Here is a 16,563-nt window from a genome sequence, read left to right as displayed (position 1 = left end):
GCCGGCCAATGGATGGCCGCCACCGGTGATGAGGACGGGCCCGACGACGCCGTGCGCCTTGCGATGCGTTTGCGGGCGGTTGCCGCCGCGCTGGCGCTGTGTCTCCTCTCGGCGAGGCGGTTCGCGCCGGCCGATGCGAGCGGAGCACGGGCGCAGCGGCGCAAGCCGGCCATGCGGATGGACCGTCCGGCAGCGGCAATGCCCACTCCCGACACATCGTGAAGCCAGCCGCCTCGCCGTCCACGCACGACATGCTGCGCGGCGGCCGTTTCCAGATCGCGGCGGACCTGCCGCATCTTCCATGACAATGGCCAGACGGGCGAAAACCCGGGCGTGGGAAGGATGACGTGTGTCAGCACTTTACCCTCCCCCTTGTGGGAGAAGATGGCCGGGCCGAGCGGAGCGAAGGCGCGGTCGGATGAGGGGTGTTCCAGACCCATTCGGGCGCACTTTGCCTATAACCCTCATCCGTCTCGGCTCCGCCTCGACACCTTCTCCCACAAGGGGAGAAGGCAGATGGCGCGATCACGCCACGCTCAGGATGACGAAGGTGGCGGCTATCCTGAAAGGATGTGACCCACCGCGAATGTGGCGTTTAGCCCCAATCGCCCACCGTCGCCTGGATGACGGCAAGGGCGGCGACGGCGGCGGTGTCGGCGCGCAGGATGCGCGGCCCGAGCGGAATGGCGGTGACGAAGGGCAGCGCCCGCAGCGTGCGGCGCTCGTCGTCCGAAAAACCGCCCTCCGGCCCGACCAGCAGAGCGAGTTTCTTTTCGCCGATGGACCGAAGCGCCGGCAGCGGGTTGTCGGTCGCGGCATCCTCGTCGCAGAAGATCAGCCGCCGTTCGCTGTCCCAGCCGGCCAGCAGGCGCTCGAACTTGACCGCCTCGCGCACTTCCGGCACGGCGAGGATACCGCACTGCTCGGCGGCTTCGATGACGTTGGCGGCAAGGCGGTCCGTGCCTGCCTTCGCCACCTGTGTGTGCTGGGTGATGACCGGCTGGAGAGTGCCGGCGCCCATTTCCACCGCCTTCTGCACCAGGTAGTCGAGCCGGCCCTGTTTCAGCGGCGCGAAGCAGTAGACGAGGTCGGGCAGCGGCGGCTGCGGCCGCTGCGGGCTGGCGACCTTGAGGCGCAGCGATTTCTTCGTGCGCGCCGCGACCGTGGCCAGCCATTCGCCGTCGCGGCCGTTGAACAGGAGCACCTCGGCGCCTTCGGCCAGTCGCAGCACATGCATCAGGTAATGGCTCTGCTGCGGGGCAGGCTCGACCTCCGCCCCCTCGGCAAGATCGTCGGGCACGAAAAGCCGTTGCAGTCGGTAATTGGCGCGCATGGGCGATCCATGCGGCAGGCTGGCGGGAGCGTCAAGAGCGGCTTCGGTTCAATCCTCCGCGCTCGCGTGCCACACCGGGCGGTACCCCTGACGCAGCACGGCGAGCGAGGTCGCGGGGGTGAGCAGGGCAGCGCTTTCCAGCCGGTCCAGCGCGACCGGCGCGCCATAGCCGCCGAAGGACCAGGGCAGCCCCCTGCCCTGACGGATGGCGAAGGCCTGCCCGTCCGCCGCGATCATCGCGCCATCCGGCAGCAGGCCGAGTTCGTTGCGGGCAAGCGGAACCGGCCTGCCGCCCGAGGCCAGCCGCTCCCGGTGCAACCGCGCATCGGCCATCGGCGCCCTCGGTTCGGCAATGTCGAAGGCCGCGCCGAAGCGGCTTACATAGTCGATAGCCCGTTCGCGGCGGCAGAAGAAGCAGGGCCGGTGGCCGGCGGCGAGCGCCGTCACTTCGTCGAGGAAGAACAGTTCCGTCCAGCCGGGCTTCGGCTCGCCCTCGACCAACCGGTTGCGGCCCATCGGCTCGCGGCGGCGGCCCTTGAAGTCGCATGCGCATATGATCCAGGCGCGCAAGGCCCAGCGCTTGCGCAGCAGCGTCTTCGTGTCCGGATCGTGGATGATGCCGCGATTGCCGGTGAACAGGCCGCGCTCGGGCACGGCATGGATGGCGCCGAACGGATCTACCCGGTTCTGCAATGGCCGTTTCCTTTGAGGCCTGTCCTGCGCCGTCACGAGATTTTTCCCAAGGCAATGCCGGCGCCACTTGGCCGGCTCATGGCAGCAATGATATCGCTGATCGGGCTCATTTCATGTCAGCAGGTTTTCAATGCGGGTGCTGGTCGTCCAGAATTTCGACAATACGGGCCTTGGCCAGGTCGGCACGGCGCTAGTCGAGGCAGGAGTGGCGATCGATCTGCGCAAGCCCTACCTTGGCGATCCGTTGCCTTCGGATGCGGCCCGGCACGACGCCGTCATCGTACTGGGCGGCGAGCAGAACGCGCTGGCCGACGACGACTATCCCTATTTCCCCGACCTGCTGGCGCTGCTTCGCGATTTTGCCGAACGGGACCGCGCCGTGCTTGGCATCTGCCTCGGCGCGCAGTTGGTCGCGCGGGCGTTCGGCGGCGAAAACCGCATCGGTGGCGCCATGGAATTCGGCTGGTGCGGCGTGGCGCTTGCGCCGGAAGCGAAAACGGACTTGGTCCTCGGCAAGGTTCCGGAACGCTTCCCGATCTTCCAGTGGCACGACGACACCTTCTCGCTGCCACCCGGCGCGGTGCGCCTTGCCGGCAACGATGCAACGGCGAACCAGGCATTCCGGATCGGGCGCGCGGTCTATGGCTTCCAGTTCCATTTCGAGGCCGACAGCGAGATGGTGCGTGACTGGAGCACGACCTTCGCCCCGACCATCGCCGCAAGGCACCCGGACTGGCCGCAGCGGCTTGAAGCCGAGATGGCGCGCAAAGGCCCGGGGGCGGACGCCGCCGGGCTGGCCATCGCCCGCGCCTGGGTGGACATGGTCTGACCAGTCGGACCAACCGTTGCAGATTTGGCACGCCGGCTGGAATCCACTGTGGACGATCACTTTTCCACTTGGCCTGAGGCCGTGCCCCGGCCTAGAAGCCGCGCCGCGCTGTAGCGGCAATGACACCGAACAACCCTTGGGCTGAACCTTTTGTGTTGCTTCAGCGACACAGAGGCAAGGGGAAGTTCAAAACCACCGAAACCCTGACACAGCAAACGCGTTTAGCAACGCATTCGTAACAAACGGCATGCAGTGATGCAGAAAGCCAAACCAGAGATGACTTCCGTGAAAGCAGCGCTTCTGTCCTTTGCCATGTTGTCGGCCATCGCGCTTTGCGGTTTCGGCATCTACACCGCCGATGCCTCCAACGAACACAATGCCGTGGACGGCTACGGCGTCACCGCATCCCTGCGCTGAAACCTGCCATCGTCCGAGACCGTCAGGATCTGCTTGACGGCGCCATCGACGCGCAGCGCCGTAAGGCGTCCGCTGCCGCAGGCATAGGTGTCGAGATTGACCCGGTTGCGCCGGACATCGGGCTGCTGCACCGGCGTATGGCCATGGACGACGATTTTCCCGTGCAGGCTGCCATCGTTCAGGAACTCGTCGCGGATCCACGTCAGGTCCCGGTTTGACTGCTGCGCGAGCGCAATGCCCGGCCTGACACCGGCGTGGCAGAAGAAAAAATCGCCTGCCTCGAAGGAAAACGCCAACGAGCGGATGAATTCCAGATGTGATCGCGGCAGAGCTGCAAGCAGATCGCGGTGGCCTTGCGCGACCGACCCGTCCCGCAAAAGCTCAACGCCGTAGGATCGCGCCGTCTCAACACCACCGTAACGGACGAACAGTGCGTCGGGGTCGGGATTGGCGAGGAAATCCAGCAGCCCCAGTTCATGATTGCCGGTCAGCGTGATGGCGCGGTCGTCCCGCTGCTTCGCCGCGATCAGGAAGTCCAGCACGCGGCGGGAATCCGGGCCGCGATCGATGTAGTCGCCAAGGTGGATGACGCGCCAGTCGAAAGGCTTGTCCCGCTCCACATCCGCGGCGATCCGCTCATGCATCGCGGACAGCAGGTCGAACCGGCCATGAACGTCGCCAATGGCATAGAGCCGCACGCCTTGGGGCGCGCGTGCCTGCAGAAAATCGACGGCTGTCAAAGCGGCCTCCGCTGTCGAATGCCGTCCTACCGGTGCAGCATGTCCTTGCCAACCGTGTTGATGTCGCGCTTGCCGCACAGCGCCATGGTCAGGTCGAGCTCGCGCCGGATGATCTCCAGCGCCTGCGTCACGCCGGCCTTGCCGCCGGCGCCGAGCCCATAGAGGAACGGCCTGCCGATATAGGTGCCCCTGGCGCCGAGGCATCGAGCCTTCAGCACGTCCTGGCCGGAACGGATGCCGCCATCGAGATGCACCTCGATCTTGTCGCCTACCGCATCGGCGATCTCCTCCAGCACGGAGATGGAGGACGGCGCGCCGTCGAGCTGGCGGCCGCCATGGTTGGAAACGATGATGGCGTCGGCGCCGGTCTTCGCCGCCATTTCCGCGTCCTCGCGGTCGAGGATGCCTTTCAGGATCAGCTTGCCGCCCCAGCGCTCCTTGATCCACTCGACATCCGCCCAGGACAGCTTGGGGTCGAACTGCTCGGCTGTCCAGGCGGACAGGGATGACAGGTCGGTAACGCCCTTGGCGTGGCCGGCGATGTTGCGGAAGGTGCGGCGCTGCGTGCCCATCATGGCGCGGCACCAGTGCGGCCGCGTCGCCATCTGCCAGATATGCTTGGGCGTGAATTTCGGCGGCGCCGACAGGCCGTTGCGCAGATCCTTGTGGCGTTGGCCGAGGATCTGCAGGTCGAGCGTCAGCACCAGCGCCGAGCAGCCCGCCGCCTTGGCGCGGTCGATGAGGTTGAAGACGAAATCGCGGTCGCGCATGACATAAAGCTGGAACCAGAACGGCTTCTTGGTGACGGAGGCGACGTCCTCGATGGAACAGATGCTCATGGTGGACAGCGTAAAGGGCACGCCGAACTCTTCCGCCGCCTGCGCCGCCAGCATCTCGCCGTCGGCATGCTGCATGCCTGTCAGGCCGGTGGGGGCTAGCGCCACCGGCATCGACACCTTCTCGCCGATCATCGTGGTTTCCAGCGAGCGGTTCGTCATGTCGACAAGCACCCGCTGGCGCAGTTTGATCCTGGCGAAATCCTCCTCGTTGGCGCGATAGGTGCCCTCCGTCCAGGCGCCGGAATCGGCATAGTCGAAGAACATTTTCGGCACGCGCCGCCGCGCACGCTCCTTGAGGTCGGCGATGGTGAGAACTGTGCTCATGGGTTCAATCCATTGTTAAAAATCGTGCTTCAGGAGCGTTTACGGGCAGGTTCGAGATCGCCGCCGCGCTGGCGCAACCGAAGCCGCGACACGCGCTGCCAGTCGCCGGTGCGCTCGGCTTCCGCCATGGAGCGCTCGACATAGCTGATGTGGGCCATGGCGGCTTCGCGCGCGGCGGCCGGGTCACCGGCCTTCACCGCCGCATGGATGGCACGGTGCTGCGCAAGCAGTTCGTCGCGGGCGCCGGGCAGGCTGAAGACGAGCAGGCGGTTGTGGAACACGCCGTCGGACAGAAGCCGGTAGCAGGAGCGCAGCGTGTGCAGCAGTATGACATTGTGCGCGCACTCGCCGACCGCGTGGTGGAACTCGACGTCGATTTCCGCCTCGTCGTCGAAATTGCCGGTGCGGTGCGCCTCGTCCATGCGCGCCATGATCGCGTCGAGCAGTGCAAGATCGTCCGGCGTGGCGCGGCGGGCCGCGTATTCGGCGGCGACGCCCTCGATCTCGCGCCGGTATTCGAGATAGTCGGCAGTCGCCTTGCGATGTGTGGAGATCAGATCCATCACCGGCTTGGAGAACACCTGCCCGATGACATCGGCGACGAAGGTGCCGCCGCCCGGCCGGCTGACCAGCAGCCCGCGTGTCTCCAGAAGCTTGAGCGCATCGCGCAGAATGGGACGCGACACCTCGAACTGCCGCGCCAGTTCGCGTTCGCCGGGCAGACGGTCGCCGGTGCGCAGGACGCCTTCCAGAATGAGCGTCTCGAACTGCCCGACCACCTCGTCGGCGGTGCGTGAATGCTCGATCCTGGAGAAAATATCACTCACTGAAAGGGCCTGTTGCGTTCGCGCCCTCGCATGCGGGCCGTTGCCAACTGGTAAAATTATTTATCCAATCTGGCAGCGGCAGTCAAACCGGTTCCACCGCATGGGATTTGAGGATACCAGCCTTGATCCAAAGCAGGATTTGCAACGCGTATCGCCAACTGGTAAATCCTTTTTACCATTCAGCAAAGGGCACTTCATGTCCGGCATCGTCATGCCTGCGCCAGACAAAGGGACGCTTGCGCGCCGCGCCGAGATCGTCGGCGACATGCGCATCATCGTTCCCGGCGAGGGCGTCGTCGACACGGTCAACGAAATGCGGGCTTTCGAAAGCGACGGACTGACCGCCTATCGCCAGCTGCCGCTGGTCGTGGTGCTGCCGGAAACCGTCGCCCAGGTGTCGCGCATCCTGAAATATTGCGACGAGCGCGGTATCCGTGTCGTGCCGCGCGGCTCCGGCACATCGCTGTCGGGCGGGGCGCTGCCGCTGGAGGACGCGGTGCTGCTGGTGATGAGCCGTTTCAACCGGATCCTGGAAATCGACTATCCGAACCGCGCCGTGGTCGCGCAGCCAGGCGTCACCAATCTCGGCATCACCACCGCGGTCGAACGCGAGGGTTTCTACTATGCGCCGGACCCCTCGTCGCAGATCGCCTGCTCCATCGGCGGCAATGTCGCGGAAAATTCCGGCGGCGTGCACTGCCTGAAATACGGGCTGACAGCCAACAACGTGCTCGGCATCGAGATGGTGCTGATGAACGGCGAGGTCGTTCGCCTCGGCGGCAAGCATCTCGACAGCGAAGGCTACGATCTGCTTGGCGTGATGACCGGATCCGAAGGGCTGCTCGGCGTCGTCACCGAAGTGACGGTGCGCATCCTGAAGAAACCGGAGACGGCGCGCGCCGTGCTGATCGGCTTCCCAAGCAGCGAACAGGGCGGCCAATGCGTCGCCGACATCATCGGCGCCGGCATCATTCCGGGCGGCATGGAGATGATGGACCGGCCGGCGATCCACGCGGCGGAGGATTTCGTCCACGCCGACTATCCGCTCGATGTCGAGGCGCTGCTCATCGTGGAACTGGACGGGCCGGCGGTTGAGGTCGATCACCTCATCGGCGCGGTCGAGGCCATCGCCTTCCGCAACGGCTCGACCACCTGCCGGGTCTCGCAGTCGGAGGAGGAACGCCTGACCTTCTGGGCCGGGCGCAAGGCGGCATTCCCGGCGGTGGGGCGCATTTCGCCGGACTACTACTGCATGGACGGCACCATCCCGCGCAAGGAACTTCCGAAAGTGCTGCACGGCATGAAGGAGCTGTCGGCGAAATACGGATTGGGCGTCGCCAACGTGTTCCATGCCGGCGACGGCAATCTGCATCCGCTGATCCTCTACGATGCGAACGTGCCCGGAGAATTGGACAAGGCAGAGGCTTTCGGGGCCGACATTTTGCGGCTCTGCGTGCAGGTCGGCGGCGTGCTGACCGGCGAACATGGCGTCGGCGTCGAAAAGCGCGACCTGATGCCGGAGATGTTCAACGAGGTGGATCTCGACCAGCAGATGCGGGTGAAATGCGCCTTCGACCCGAACCATCTGCTCAACCCCGGCAAGGTGTTTCCGCAACTGCGCCGCTGCGCCGAGCTGGGACGGATGCACGTTCACCGCGGCCTGACGGCGTTTCCGGATATTCCGAGGTTCTAGTGGCGACTTTCACCCCCGGTTCCAGCGAAGAGGTTCTGGCCGCCGTCCAATGGGCGGCAGGAGAGGAGATGCCGCTCGAAATCGTCGGCCACGGCTCCAAGCGCGGCATAGGCCGGCCGCTACAGACCGAACACACGCTCGACCTTTCCCGATTAACCGGCGTAACGCTCTATGAACCGGAGGAACTGGTGCTTTCGGCCAGAGCGGGCACGCCATTGGCGGATATCGAACAGCTTCTTGCAGAGAATGGCCAGCAATTCGCCTTCGAGCCGATGGACTACGGACCGCTGCTCGGCGGCGCGCGGGGCAAAGGCACGCTGGGCGGAATGCTTGCGGCAAACCTTGCCGGCCCGCGACGCCTCAAGGCGGGCGCGGCGCGCGATCATATCCTCGGCATAAACGCGGTGTCCGGACGCGGCGAGGCCTTCAAATCGGGCGGGCGCGTGGTCAAGAACGTCACCGGTTATGACATGTCGAAGCTCCTGGCCGGATCGTGGGGCACGCTGGCCGTCCTGACCGACGTGACCTTCAAGGTGCTGCCGGCGGCGGAAACCGAGACGACTCTTGCCGTGCGCGGGCTTTTCGACGAGCAGGCCGCGGCGGCGATGGCCCTGGCGATGGGATCGAGCGCCGAGGTTTCCAGCGCCGCGCACCTGCCTCAGAGGATCGCCGCGCGCGTTGCCGGTGGAATGATCGGCGGCGGGGCGGCGACCTTGTTGCGTGTTGAAGGTTTCGGGCCGTCCGTCACCTATCGGATAGAACATCTCAAAAGCCTGCTGAAGAACGCCGGACCGCTCGATGAGATTCCCGACGCGGCTTCGCGCGCGCTGTGGCGGGACATACGCGACTGCGCTCCCTTTGCCGACGGTGGCAAGCAGCCGCTGTGGCGCATTTCCATGGCGCCGGCCGAGGGCCACCGGATGGTCATGGCGCTGCGCATGCAGGCGGCGGCGGAGGTATTCTACGACTGGCAAGGCGGATTGGTCTGGCTGCGCATGGAGGCTGGCGATCCGGAAGCCGGTCTCATTCGCGGACTGGTGCGGCAATTCGGCGGCGGCCACGCCACGCTGGTGCGGGCCACGCCGGCCGATCGCGCCGTAGTGCCGGTGTTCGAGCCGCAACCGCCGGCGCTCGCCACGCTTTCGGCGCGGCTGAAAGCGGAGTTCGACCCGAAGACCATTCTCAACCCCGGCCGCATGACCACGGCCCAGGAACCGTAATGCAGACCAATTTTTCCCTTGCCCAGCTTGCCGATCCGCATGTGGCGGAGTCGGAGAAAATCCTGCGCGCCTGCGTGCATTGCGGCTTCTGCACCGCCACCTGCCCAACCTATGTGACGCTGGGCAACGAGCTGGACAGCCCGCGCGGACGCATTTACCTCATCAAGGACATGCTGGAAAACGGGCGGGCGGCGGACAAGGAAACCGTCACACATATCGACCGTTGCCTGTCCTGCCTCTCCTGCATGACCACATGCCCCTCCGGCGTGAACTACATGCATCTGGTCGACCATGCCCGCATGCATATTGAGCAGACCTATCGGCGGCCATTGGCGGACCGCACCATCCGCGCGCTGCTGGCTTTCGTGCTGCCCTATCCGGCCCGCTTCCGCGCGGCGCTGAGGCTGGCGAAGCTTGGCAAACCGTTCGTCGGGCTGTTCAACAGCATGCCAGCATTGAAGCCGCTGGCCGCCATGCTGGCGCTGGCGCCGGCCAGCGTACCCGCCTCCTCCCCCGTCTCGAAACCCGGCCGCCATGCGCCGCAGGCCAAACCAAATGGCCGGGTCGCGCTGCTCACCGGCTGCGCGCAATCGGTGCTGGAGCCCGGCATCAACGAGGCGACGATTTCGCTGCTGACCCGGCTCGGCGTCGAGGTCGTCATTCCCGAAGGCGAAGGCTGCTGCGGTGCACTGGTACACCATATGGGCCGGGAGAAGGACGCGCTTGCCGCCGCGCGGCGCAACGTCGACGCCTGGACGCGGCAGATCGAGCAAGGCGGGCTGGACGCCATCGTCATCACGGCTTCCGGCTGTGGCACGACGATCAAGGACTATGGCTTCATGCTGCGTCTCGACCCTGCCTATGCGGAGAAGGCGAAGACAGTCTCCGCGCTGGCCAAGGACGTCACCGAATATCTGGCAACGCTGGAACTACCGAAACCGGTGGTCGAACCCGGTGTCGTCGTCGCCTATCATTCGGCGTGTTCCATGCAGCATGGGCAGAAGATCGTCCGGCAACCCAAAGAATTGCTGGCGAAGGCCGGGTTCACCGTGCGCGAACCGCGCGAGGGACATCTGTGCTGCGGCTCCGCCGGCACCTACAACATCCTGCAACCCGAGATTTCCGCCCGACTGCGCGATCGCAAGGTCCGCAACATCGAGGAAACCGGCGCCGACATCGTCGCCACCGGCAACATAGGCTGCATCACGCAGATCGCCTCGGCGGCGCGGATGCCGGTGGTGCATACGGTCAAGCTGCTCGACTGGGCCTATGGCGGCGAACGCCCGGCAGGTGTCTGAAATTCGCAGCGCCCTGTATCGCTTTCATGGAAACGTTGTACGCCATCCTGATTTTCGTGGCGATCGTCGTGATCATGTTGGCGGGCGGCCGGAGGAACACATCTGACGTGGATCATTACATGGGCTTTGAAAACCTGCGCTCCCGGCGCAAACCCGGACCAAACCGCCAAAAGAATAAGGGCAACGCCATGGAAGTGGCGCTGCCCTTATTCCGACTGGCCGTATCCCTCACACGGCCTGTCCCCCTTTAGTCCCAAAAGACTACATCACAACGACCTTGGTGCCAACGGTCACGCGGTCATAGAGATCGACGACATCTTCGTTGCGCATGCGAATGCAGCCGGATGAAACCGCGCCGCCGATGGTCCATGGCTGGTTGGTGCCGTGGATGCGATAGAGCGTCGAGCCGAGATAGAGAGCGCGCGCGCCGAGCGGGTTTTCGATGCCGCCGGCAAGATAGGTGGGGAGATAGCGGCCCTTGGCCCTCTCGCGGGCGATCATTTCCGACGGCGGGCGCCAGTCAGGCCATTCGCGCTTGGCGCTGACCTTGTGGGTTCCGGCCCATTCGAAGCCCGGTTTGCCGGTGCCTACGCCATAGCGCCGCGCCTTGCCGTCTCCTTCCACCAGGAAAAGGAAATTCTGCCTGGTGTCGATAATGACCGTGCCTGGCTTCTGGCCGCCGTCGTAGTCGACCTCCTGCGGCAGATAGATCGGGTTGATCTGCGGGCGGCTGGCCGTTCTGTTTGGCCGCACGGCGGCGGTTCGCGTTGGATCGGGGCGCATGGGGGCCGACCGGACTTGTCCCATGCCAGGATCGCGATAGCGGACACGCGGCGCCTGTGGCCGCGCCTGGCGCACGATGCCTGGCGCGCCTTCCAGCTGCAGCACCCAAGGCGCTGAAAGGTCGGGGCTTACCACCACCGGCGGGCGTTGCGCATATCGGTCATTGGCCATGGAAGGCGAGGCGACCGCCAGAACGCCTGCCACGGCACAAAGCGAAGATAAAAACCTGTTCATCGGATGCACTCTCAACTCGATCGTCAACCTTGCCGGAAACGGGTGTCCAGTTCCGGCTGCGGCGTTCAATCTGAGGCGGCGGGAGCAACCGAATGGTGAATCGCGAACGATTAAAATGCCGCTTTGTCAGTAAACCTTTTGGTGTGGTTACCGGGGGGTTCAAGAATCTGGTAAAGCGCCGGTAAAGACGCTGTGCAGGAGCCAGAAATGGCATCGAGTGATCAAAATGGCCTGATCGCCGGACCGGACGGCGCGATGCGGTGCTTCTGGCACGGCAATCTGCCGGACTATCTCCACTATCACGATCACGAATGGGGCCGGCCGGTCGCCAACGACACGAGGCTGTTCGAAAAGATCTGCCTCGAAGGCTTCCAGTCCGGCCTTTCGTGGCTGACGATCCTGCGCAAGCGCGACAATTTCCGCGAGGCCTTCGCCGGTTTCGATTTTGATCGCGTCGCCAAATTCACCGATACGGACGTCGAGCGGTTTCTCGGCAATGCCGGCATCATCCGCCATCGCGGCAAGATCGTCTCGACGATCAACAATGCCAGGCGCGCACGGGAACTTGCGGACGAGGCCGGCTCGCTGGCCGCATGGTTCTGGCAATTCGAGCCGAAGGCGGAGGAGCGGCCTGAGATCGTGGATCTGGCGCATCTGCGCGCCAATCCGACGACGGCAGTCTCGACGAGGATTTCAAAGGAACTGAAGAAACGTGGCTGGAGCTTCGTCGGGCCAACGACGGTCTATGCTTTCATGCAGGCGATGGGACTGGTCAATGACCATCTCGAGGGGTGCATGTGCCGGGAAAGCGTGGAAGCGGAGCGCAAGGCCTTCAAACGGCCCTGACAGCCGATCATCCGACGCCGCGCGTCAACGCAAGCCCGACGACGATCGCTGCCACGGTCGCGAAAGCCGGATAGATCACCAGCAGGGCGGTGACCAGCGTATCCCTCGCCGTCGTGGTTTTCACCGCGTCGGAGGCGATGTCGAAAGGTCCGGCTGGCCGGCTGGCGATCAAACCGGATTCAGCACGGGGCAGCCGTGCCGCACCCGAGCGTACCTCGTCTCGATCGAGCATCTGAAAATCGCCTGCCGTTGCCATGGCAAAGCCCCCTAGCCTGATGCGAAATCATCGGCCGCGATTGTGTCGGCACAATGCTGCGAAAATGGCGGAATTGTTTCGTTTTTGGTCTTGCTGCCACGCCCGTTAAGATGCCGTGAACGCAACCCGGCAGACGGTTCCGGCAACGCAGCCTGATCTTCATCAAGCCCTGTTGAACTGTGGCTCAGGATTTTTCGCTTGATAGGCTGGCGGCATTTCGTCCATCAAGCGCGGCGGCCCGCAACCGCCGCTCAAGGAGAAGTGCCACATGGCGCGCGATACAACGGATTCCCAACCTATCCAGGGAATTGACGAGCTTGCCGAATATCTCGCCGCAGGCTGCAAGCCGCGTGACAAGTGGCGCATCGGCACCGAGCACGAGAAGTTTCCCTTCTACATAGACGGCCACGCGCCCGTACCCTACGGCGGCGACAAGGGAATCCGCGCCATTCTGGAGGGGATGCAGCACAAGCTCGGCTGGGACCCGATCATCGACGAGGGGCGCGTCATCGGCCTGGTGGAGCCGACCGGCCAGGGCGCGATTTCGCTGGAGCCGGGCGGGCAGTTCGAGCTGTCCGGCGCCCCGCTCGAAAATATCCACCAGACCTGCCGCGAGGGCAACGCCCATCTGGCGCAGCTGCGCGAGATCGCTGAGCCGCTCGGCGTGCGCTTCCTGGGCCTTGGCGGCAGCCCCAAATGGTCGCTGGCGCAGACCCCTAAAATGCCCAAATCCCGCTACGAGATCATGACCCGCTACATGCCCAAGGTGGGCACGCAGGGGCTGGACATGATGTACCGCACCTGCACCATCCAGGTGAATCTCGACTTCGAGAGCGAAAGAGACATGCGCCGCAAGATGCAGGTGTCGCTGAAGCTGCAGCCGCTCTCGACCGCGCTGTTCGCCAATTCGCCGTTCACCGATGGCAAGCCAAACGGCTTGCGCAGCTGGCGCGGCGACATCTGGCGCGACACCGACAACCAGCGGTCTGGCCTGCTCGAATTCTGCTTCTCGCCGGATTTCGGTTTTGCCGACTACGTCGACTGGGCGCTGGACGTGCCTATGTATTTCATCATCCGCGACGGCCGCTACCATGACATGACGGACGTGACCTTCCGCCAGTTCATGCAAGGCGGCGCACGCACGGAGATTCCCGACCCGGTGCCGACCATGGGCGATTGGGCGAACCACCTTTCCACGCTATTCCCGGATGTGCGGCTGAAGCGCTTCCTCGAAATGCGCGGCGCCGATGGCGGCCCCTGGCGGCGCATCTGCGCCCTGCCCGCATTCTGGGTCGGCCTGCTCTACGATGAGGCGGCGCTCGATGCTGCCGAGACTTTCACGTCGAACTGGAGCTACGAGGAAGTGCTGGCCATGCGCAACGCCGTGCCGGAACTCGGCATCGGCGCGCCATTCCGCAACACGACCCTGCGCGAGATGGCGCGCGACGTGCTGGCGATTTCCCGCGACGGCCTCAAGCGCCGCGGCCAGCTCAATCAGGATGGCTATGACGAGACCTCGTTCCTCTACACGCTTGAGGAAGTGGTCGCGCGCGGCACCACCAGCGCCGAGGAAATGCTCAACGCCTATCACACGCGCTGGGGCGGCTCCATCGAGCCGGTGTTCATGGAATACGCCTACTGACCGCCGGCTGGCCGGCCTGCGTTTCACCCTTCAATCGGTCAGGGAAACACTCTAGGGTTATTTCCTGAGCAATCCGAGGAGGAACCCCATGCTTCCCTTGATCGACATGCTGGCCAATGCGCAGAACGGCCAGGGAATTGACCAGCTCGCCAGGCAGTTCGGGCTTTCGCAACAGCAGGCGCAAACCGCCGTCGAGGCGCTGATGCCGGCTTTCAGCCAGGGGCTGAAGCGCAATGCCTCCGATCCGTACGGCGTCGGTGCTTTCATGAGCGCGCTCGCCAGCGGCCAGCACGCGAAATATTTTGAGGACGCCTCGAAGGCCTTTTCCCCGCAGGGCGTGCAGGAAGGCAACGGCATACTCGGTCATCTGTTCGGCTCGAAGGACCTTTCGCGCGCCGTCGCCGCCCAGGCTTCGCAGGCGACCGGCCTCGGCCAGCAGACGCTGCAGCAGATGCTGCCGGTGATCGCCTCGATGGTGATGGGCGGCCTGTTCAAGCAATCCACCAACCAGATGCAGGGGGCGGGCGGCTTCGGCGGCAACAATCCGCTGGGGCAGATCATCGAGGAGATGATGAAGCAGAGCGGCGGCATGGGCGGCGGCCAGACCGCCCCGCAGCAGCGCCAGGCGCCACAATCGCAAAATCCACTGGATCAATTCGGTGACAACCCGTTCGGCAAGGTGCTGAAAGACATGTTCGGCGGCGGCGCCCAGCAGCAGGCACCGCAAGGCCGGACGCAGCAGCAGGCGCCGCAGAATCCGCTTGGTGACAGTCCATGGGGCAAAATCCTGCAGGATATGCTGGGCGGCCAGACGGGTGGCCAGGCAGGCGGTCCCGCCGGAACCTCGACAGGCCGCCCCGCGCCGCAGCAGCGGCGAGCGCCTGAGCCGCAGCAGAACCCGAGCGGACGGCAGCGCAACCCTTACGACGACATTTTCGGCAAGATGTTCGAGACCGGCAGCCAGCAGCGCGACGACTACGAGAAGAATATCGGCTCCGTGTTCGACCAGTTCCTGAAGGGCATGGACCGGCGGTAGTCGCGCACAAAAAAAGCCCGGTCCGCGAGGACCGGGCCAGCAAGCAGGCTACCGGTTGTGGGGAACCGGTGGGAGTGTGGGAGCCTGCGTAACTCTTGCCGCTTGGGCGACACCCGCGGCGATGAAACTCAAGCCACCTGCCGGGCGAAATCCTCGATGGTGCCGGTGCGTGCGCCGGTGATGCAACGAAGCTTGACCGTGGGATCGCTGCCGAACGGCACGTCGATGGCGACGTGCAGATCAGAACGGGTAAGCCCGATATCCGCGAGTTCCGCGTCGGACATCTCGCCGAGGCGATAAAAGGCGCGACGGTTTTTCCAGGCTCGGTAGAAATTGGCCACGGCAATGACTACGCGCGTCGCAACGGCCGGGCGCGAAGTGATGCGCGAGGTTTCGCCAGCGAAGTCATACGTCGTCATTGTCGTTCTTCCTCATCTCAGGGTCGCGAAAAGGCCTTCCGCCACGCGATGCGCGGCGGCTCCAATCCGATTCACATGGATTCATGTGGACGGTGACAATCTCCCACGGGAGAATTGATTAATCCAACGAATGTTTCTAATCTATATCATCAACTGTCATGATGGATTAGATCGATGAAAGCGCCGCTTGATCTCGACCAGTTGCAGACCTTTGTCACCATCGCCGACACCGGCAGCTTCACCCGGGCGGCGGAGGAAGTGCATCGCACGCAATCGGCCGTCTCGATGCAGATGCGCCGGCTGGAAGAGCGGATCGGCAAGCCGCTGTTCGAGAAGGAAGGCCGCACCAACAAGCTGACCGAGGAAGGCGAAAGGCTTCTGTCCTACGCCCGCCGGCTGCTCTTCCTGAACCGCGAAACGCTTGCCGCCTTCGATGACACCCGCCTGGAAGGCACGATCCGCATCGGCACGCCGGACGATTATGCCGACCGCTTCCTGCCCGAGATCATGGCCCGTTTCGCCCGGTCCAATCCGCGTGTGGAGCTGACGGTCGTCTGCGAGCCGACGCCGGGCCTCGTCGAGCACATCAAGCGCGGCAATCTCGACCTCGCTCTGGTGACGCACAACGACGCGCGCGGCCAATCGGAAGTGGTGCGGCGCGAGCCGTTGCTGTGGGTCACGTCGGCCAACCATGCGACGCATGAGCAGGAAGTGCTGCCGATGGCCTTCGGCCGGCCGAACTGCATCTGGCGGCGGGCTGGTTGCGACGTGCTGGACGCCATGAACCGCGACTACCGCATTCTCTTCACCAGCTTTTCCGCCACCGTCATCACCGCCGCGGTGCTTTCAGGCCTGGCGATCTCGGTGCTGCCGGAATGCGCGCTGCGGCCCGGCATGCGGGTGCTGGGCGAAGCCGACGGCTTCGGCGCCCTGCCCGATTGCCGCATCGGCATCATGCGCGGCCAGACCAGCCGGCCGGAGATCGTCGATGCGCTGGCGCGGCACATCTCGGAGAGCCTTGACAATATTTCCGTGCCGCTTGGCGAGGATGCCGGCAGCTTCGATTTCGCCCTGCTGGCCGCCGCCAGGATGAAACGCGGGAAGCCGAACCAGCTTGTGCCGGGTTGGTAGCAC

17 protein-coding genes and 1 pseudogene are annotated in these 16,563 nt (G+C 64.6%); 10 read left to right on the top strand and 8 right to left on the bottom strand.

Annotation, left to right across the window (positions count from 1 at the left end):
• Positions 1–222, top strand: a pseudogene (locus ASD44_RS18625) (hypothetical protein); the annotation flags it as partial.
• A gap of 373 nt (positions 223–595) precedes the next feature.
• Here the strand turns inward: ASD44_RS18625 and ASD44_RS17910 are convergent.
• Both ASD44_RS17910 and ASD44_RS17905 read right to left on the bottom strand, forming a co-directional pair.
• Entirely contained in the window at positions 596–1,333 is a 738-nt protein-coding gene (locus ASD44_RS17910) for a 16S rRNA (uracil(1498)-N(3))-methyltransferase (protein WP_056115098.1), read from the bottom strand.
• Between the two features lie 48 nt (positions 1,334–1,381).
• Complete coding sequence (locus tag ASD44_RS17905; RefSeq protein ID WP_244478801.1) at positions 1,382–2,026, bottom strand: hypothetical protein; 645 nt, start codon at positions 2,024–2,026, stop codon at positions 1,382–1,384.
• Between the two features lie 130 nt (positions 2,027–2,156).
• Between ASD44_RS17905 and ASD44_RS17900 the strand changes: the two genes are divergently transcribed.
• Positions 2,157–2,855, top strand: coding sequence for a type 1 glutamine amidotransferase (locus ASD44_RS17900; RefSeq protein WP_056115092.1), 699 nt, complete (start codon positions 2,157–2,159; stop codon positions 2,853–2,855).
• A 285-nt stretch (positions 2,856–3,140) separates the two neighbouring features.
• Positions 3,141–3,272: a hypothetical protein gene (locus ASD44_RS18890; RefSeq protein ID WP_274533102.1), complete on the top strand. Its 132-nt coding sequence runs from the start codon at positions 3,141–3,143 to the stop codon at positions 3,270–3,272.
• On the opposite strand, the gene ASD44_RS17895 is transcribed toward ASD44_RS18890, so the two are convergent.
• From ASD44_RS17895 to ASD44_RS17885, 3 genes are read right to left on the bottom strand one after another with little or no spacing between them, the layout of a single operon-like run.
• Positions 3,245–4,012, bottom strand: coding sequence for a metallophosphoesterase family protein (locus ASD44_RS17895; RefSeq protein WP_244478800.1), 768 nt, complete (start codon positions 4,010–4,012; stop codon positions 3,245–3,247). The genes ASD44_RS18890 and ASD44_RS17895 overlap by 28 nt on opposite strands.
• Positions 4,013–4,038: 26 nt before the next feature.
• A complete protein-coding gene (locus ASD44_RS17890) occupies positions 4,039–5,175 on the bottom strand; it encodes an alpha-hydroxy acid oxidase (protein ID WP_056115089.1) in 1,137 nt (378 codons plus the stop codon).
• Positions 5,176–5,204: 29 nt separating this feature from the next.
• Positions 5,205–6,002: an FCD domain-containing protein gene (locus ASD44_RS17885; RefSeq protein WP_056115086.1), complete on the bottom strand. Its 798-nt coding sequence runs from the start codon at positions 6,000–6,002 to the stop codon at positions 5,205–5,207.
• 196 nt (positions 6,003–6,198) lie between these two features.
• Here ASD44_RS17885 and ASD44_RS17880 point away from each other — a divergent pair, with 196 nt between their 5' ends.
• The 3 genes from ASD44_RS17880 to glcF are packed head-to-tail and all read left to right on the top strand — an operon-like array spanning position 6,199 to position 10,213.
• Positions 6,199–7,695, top strand: a complete 1,497-nt coding sequence (locus ASD44_RS17880) for an FAD-linked oxidase C-terminal domain-containing protein (RefSeq protein WP_056115084.1) — start codon at positions 6,199–6,201, stop codon at positions 7,693–7,695.
• Entirely contained in the window at positions 7,695–8,915 is a 1,221-nt protein-coding gene (gene glcE, locus ASD44_RS17875; protein ID WP_056115081.1) for a glycolate oxidase subunit GlcE, read from the top strand. The genes ASD44_RS17880 and glcE overlap by 1 nt, the downstream gene beginning before the upstream one ends.
• A complete protein-coding gene (gene glcF / locus ASD44_RS17870; protein WP_056115078.1) occupies positions 8,915–10,213 on the top strand; it encodes a glycolate oxidase subunit GlcF in 1,299 nt (432 codons plus the stop codon). Before glcE ends, glcF begins: the two co-directional genes overlap by 1 nt.
• A gap of 261 nt (positions 10,214–10,474) precedes the next feature.
• Here the strand turns inward: glcF and ASD44_RS17860 are convergent, their stop codons facing one another.
• Positions 10,475–11,230, bottom strand: coding sequence for a L,D-transpeptidase (locus ASD44_RS17860; RefSeq protein ID WP_056115073.1), 756 nt, complete (start codon positions 11,228–11,230; stop codon positions 10,475–10,477).
• 207 nt (positions 11,231–11,437) lie between these two features.
• Between ASD44_RS17860 and ASD44_RS17855 the strand changes: the two genes are divergently transcribed.
• Complete coding sequence (locus ASD44_RS17855; RefSeq protein ID WP_056115070.1) at positions 11,438–12,076, top strand: DNA-3-methyladenine glycosylase I; 639 nt, start codon at positions 11,438–11,440, stop codon at positions 12,074–12,076.
• A gap of 7 nt (positions 12,077–12,083) precedes the next feature.
• Here the strand turns inward: ASD44_RS17855 and ASD44_RS17850 are convergent, their stop codons facing one another.
• Positions 12,084–12,332 carry a hypothetical protein gene (locus ASD44_RS17850; RefSeq protein ID WP_056115066.1) on the bottom strand — a complete coding sequence of 83 codons (249 nt, stop codon included), beginning with the start codon at positions 12,330–12,332 and terminating at the stop codon, positions 12,084–12,086.
• A 268-nt stretch (positions 12,333–12,600) separates the two neighbouring features.
• On the opposite strand from ASD44_RS17850, the gene ASD44_RS17845 reads away from it, so the two are divergent.
• Together ASD44_RS17845 and ASD44_RS17840 are read left to right on the top strand one after the other, a co-directional pair.
• Positions 12,601–13,974: a glutamate--cysteine ligase gene (locus ASD44_RS17845; RefSeq protein WP_056115062.1), complete on the top strand. Its 1,374-nt coding sequence runs from the start codon at positions 12,601–12,603 to the stop codon at positions 13,972–13,974.
• Between the two features lie 88 nt (positions 13,975–14,062).
• The gene (locus tag ASD44_RS17840; protein ID WP_056115059.1) at positions 14,063–15,010 is read left to right on the top strand and encodes a DUF937 domain-containing protein; all 948 of its coding nucleotides are present in this window, start codon (positions 14,063–14,065) and stop codon (positions 15,008–15,010) included.
• 128 nt (positions 15,011–15,138) lie between these two features.
• On the opposite strand, the gene ASD44_RS17835 is transcribed toward ASD44_RS17840, so the two are convergent.
• On the bottom strand, positions 15,139–15,429 hold the full coding sequence (locus tag ASD44_RS17835) for a DUF1127 domain-containing protein (protein ID WP_056115056.1): 291 nt from the start codon (positions 15,427–15,429) through the stop codon (positions 15,139–15,141).
• A 174-nt stretch (positions 15,430–15,603) separates the two neighbouring features.
• Between ASD44_RS17835 and ASD44_RS17830 the strand changes: the two genes are divergently transcribed.
• Entirely contained in the window at positions 15,604–16,560 is a 957-nt protein-coding gene (locus ASD44_RS17830) for a LysR substrate-binding domain-containing protein (protein WP_056115053.1), read from the top strand.
• Positions 16,561–16,563 lie beyond the last annotated feature (3 nt).

The organism is Mesorhizobium sp. Root554, assembly GCF_001427025.1.
Lineage (GTDB): Bacteria > Pseudomonadota > Alphaproteobacteria > Rhizobiales > Rhizobiaceae > Mesorhizobium.
Note: the sequence above shows the minus strand (reverse complement) of the source record. Positions and strands in the feature narration are given on the sequence as shown.

Bases quoted from the DNA above. Each gene is read 5' to 3' on its own strand.
- ASD44_RS17910 (WP_056115098.1), bottom strand. From the start codon at position 1,333: ATGCGCGCCAATTACCGACTGCAACGGCTTTTCGTGCCCGACGATCTT.
- ASD44_RS17900 (WP_056115092.1), top strand. From the start codon at position 2,157: ATGCGGGTGCTGGTCGTCCAGAATTTCGACAATACGGGCCTTGGCCAG.
- ASD44_RS17890 (WP_056115089.1), bottom strand. From the start codon at position 5,175: ATGAGCACAGTTCTCACCATCGCCGACCTCAAGGAGCGTGCGCGGCGG.
- ASD44_RS17880 (WP_056115084.1), top strand. From the start codon at position 6,199: ATGTCCGGCATCGTCATGCCTGCGCCAGACAAAGGGACGCTTGCGCGC.
- glcF (WP_056115078.1), top strand. From the start codon at position 8,915: ATGCAGACCAATTTTTCCCTTGCCCAGCTTGCCGATCCGCATGTGGCG.
- ASD44_RS17860 (WP_056115073.1), bottom strand. From the start codon at position 11,230: ATGAACAGGTTTTTATCTTCGCTTTGTGCCGTGGCAGGCGTTCTGGCG.
- ASD44_RS17855 (WP_056115070.1), top strand. From the start codon at position 11,438: ATGGCATCGAGTGATCAAAATGGCCTGATCGCCGGACCGGACGGCGCG.
- ASD44_RS17850 (WP_056115066.1), bottom strand. From the start codon at position 12,332: ATGGCAACGGCAGGCGATTTTCAGATGCTCGATCGAGACGAGGTACGC.
- ASD44_RS17845 (WP_056115062.1), top strand. From the start codon at position 12,601: ATGGCGCGCGATACAACGGATTCCCAACCTATCCAGGGAATTGACGAG.
- ASD44_RS17840 (WP_056115059.1), top strand. From the start codon at position 14,063: ATGCTTCCCTTGATCGACATGCTGGCCAATGCGCAGAACGGCCAGGGA.
- ASD44_RS17835 (WP_056115056.1), bottom strand. From the start codon at position 15,429: ATGACGACGTATGACTTCGCTGGCGAAACCTCGCGCATCACTTCGCGC.
- ASD44_RS17830 (WP_056115053.1), top strand. From the start codon at position 15,604: ATGAAAGCGCCGCTTGATCTCGACCAGTTGCAGACCTTTGTCACCATC.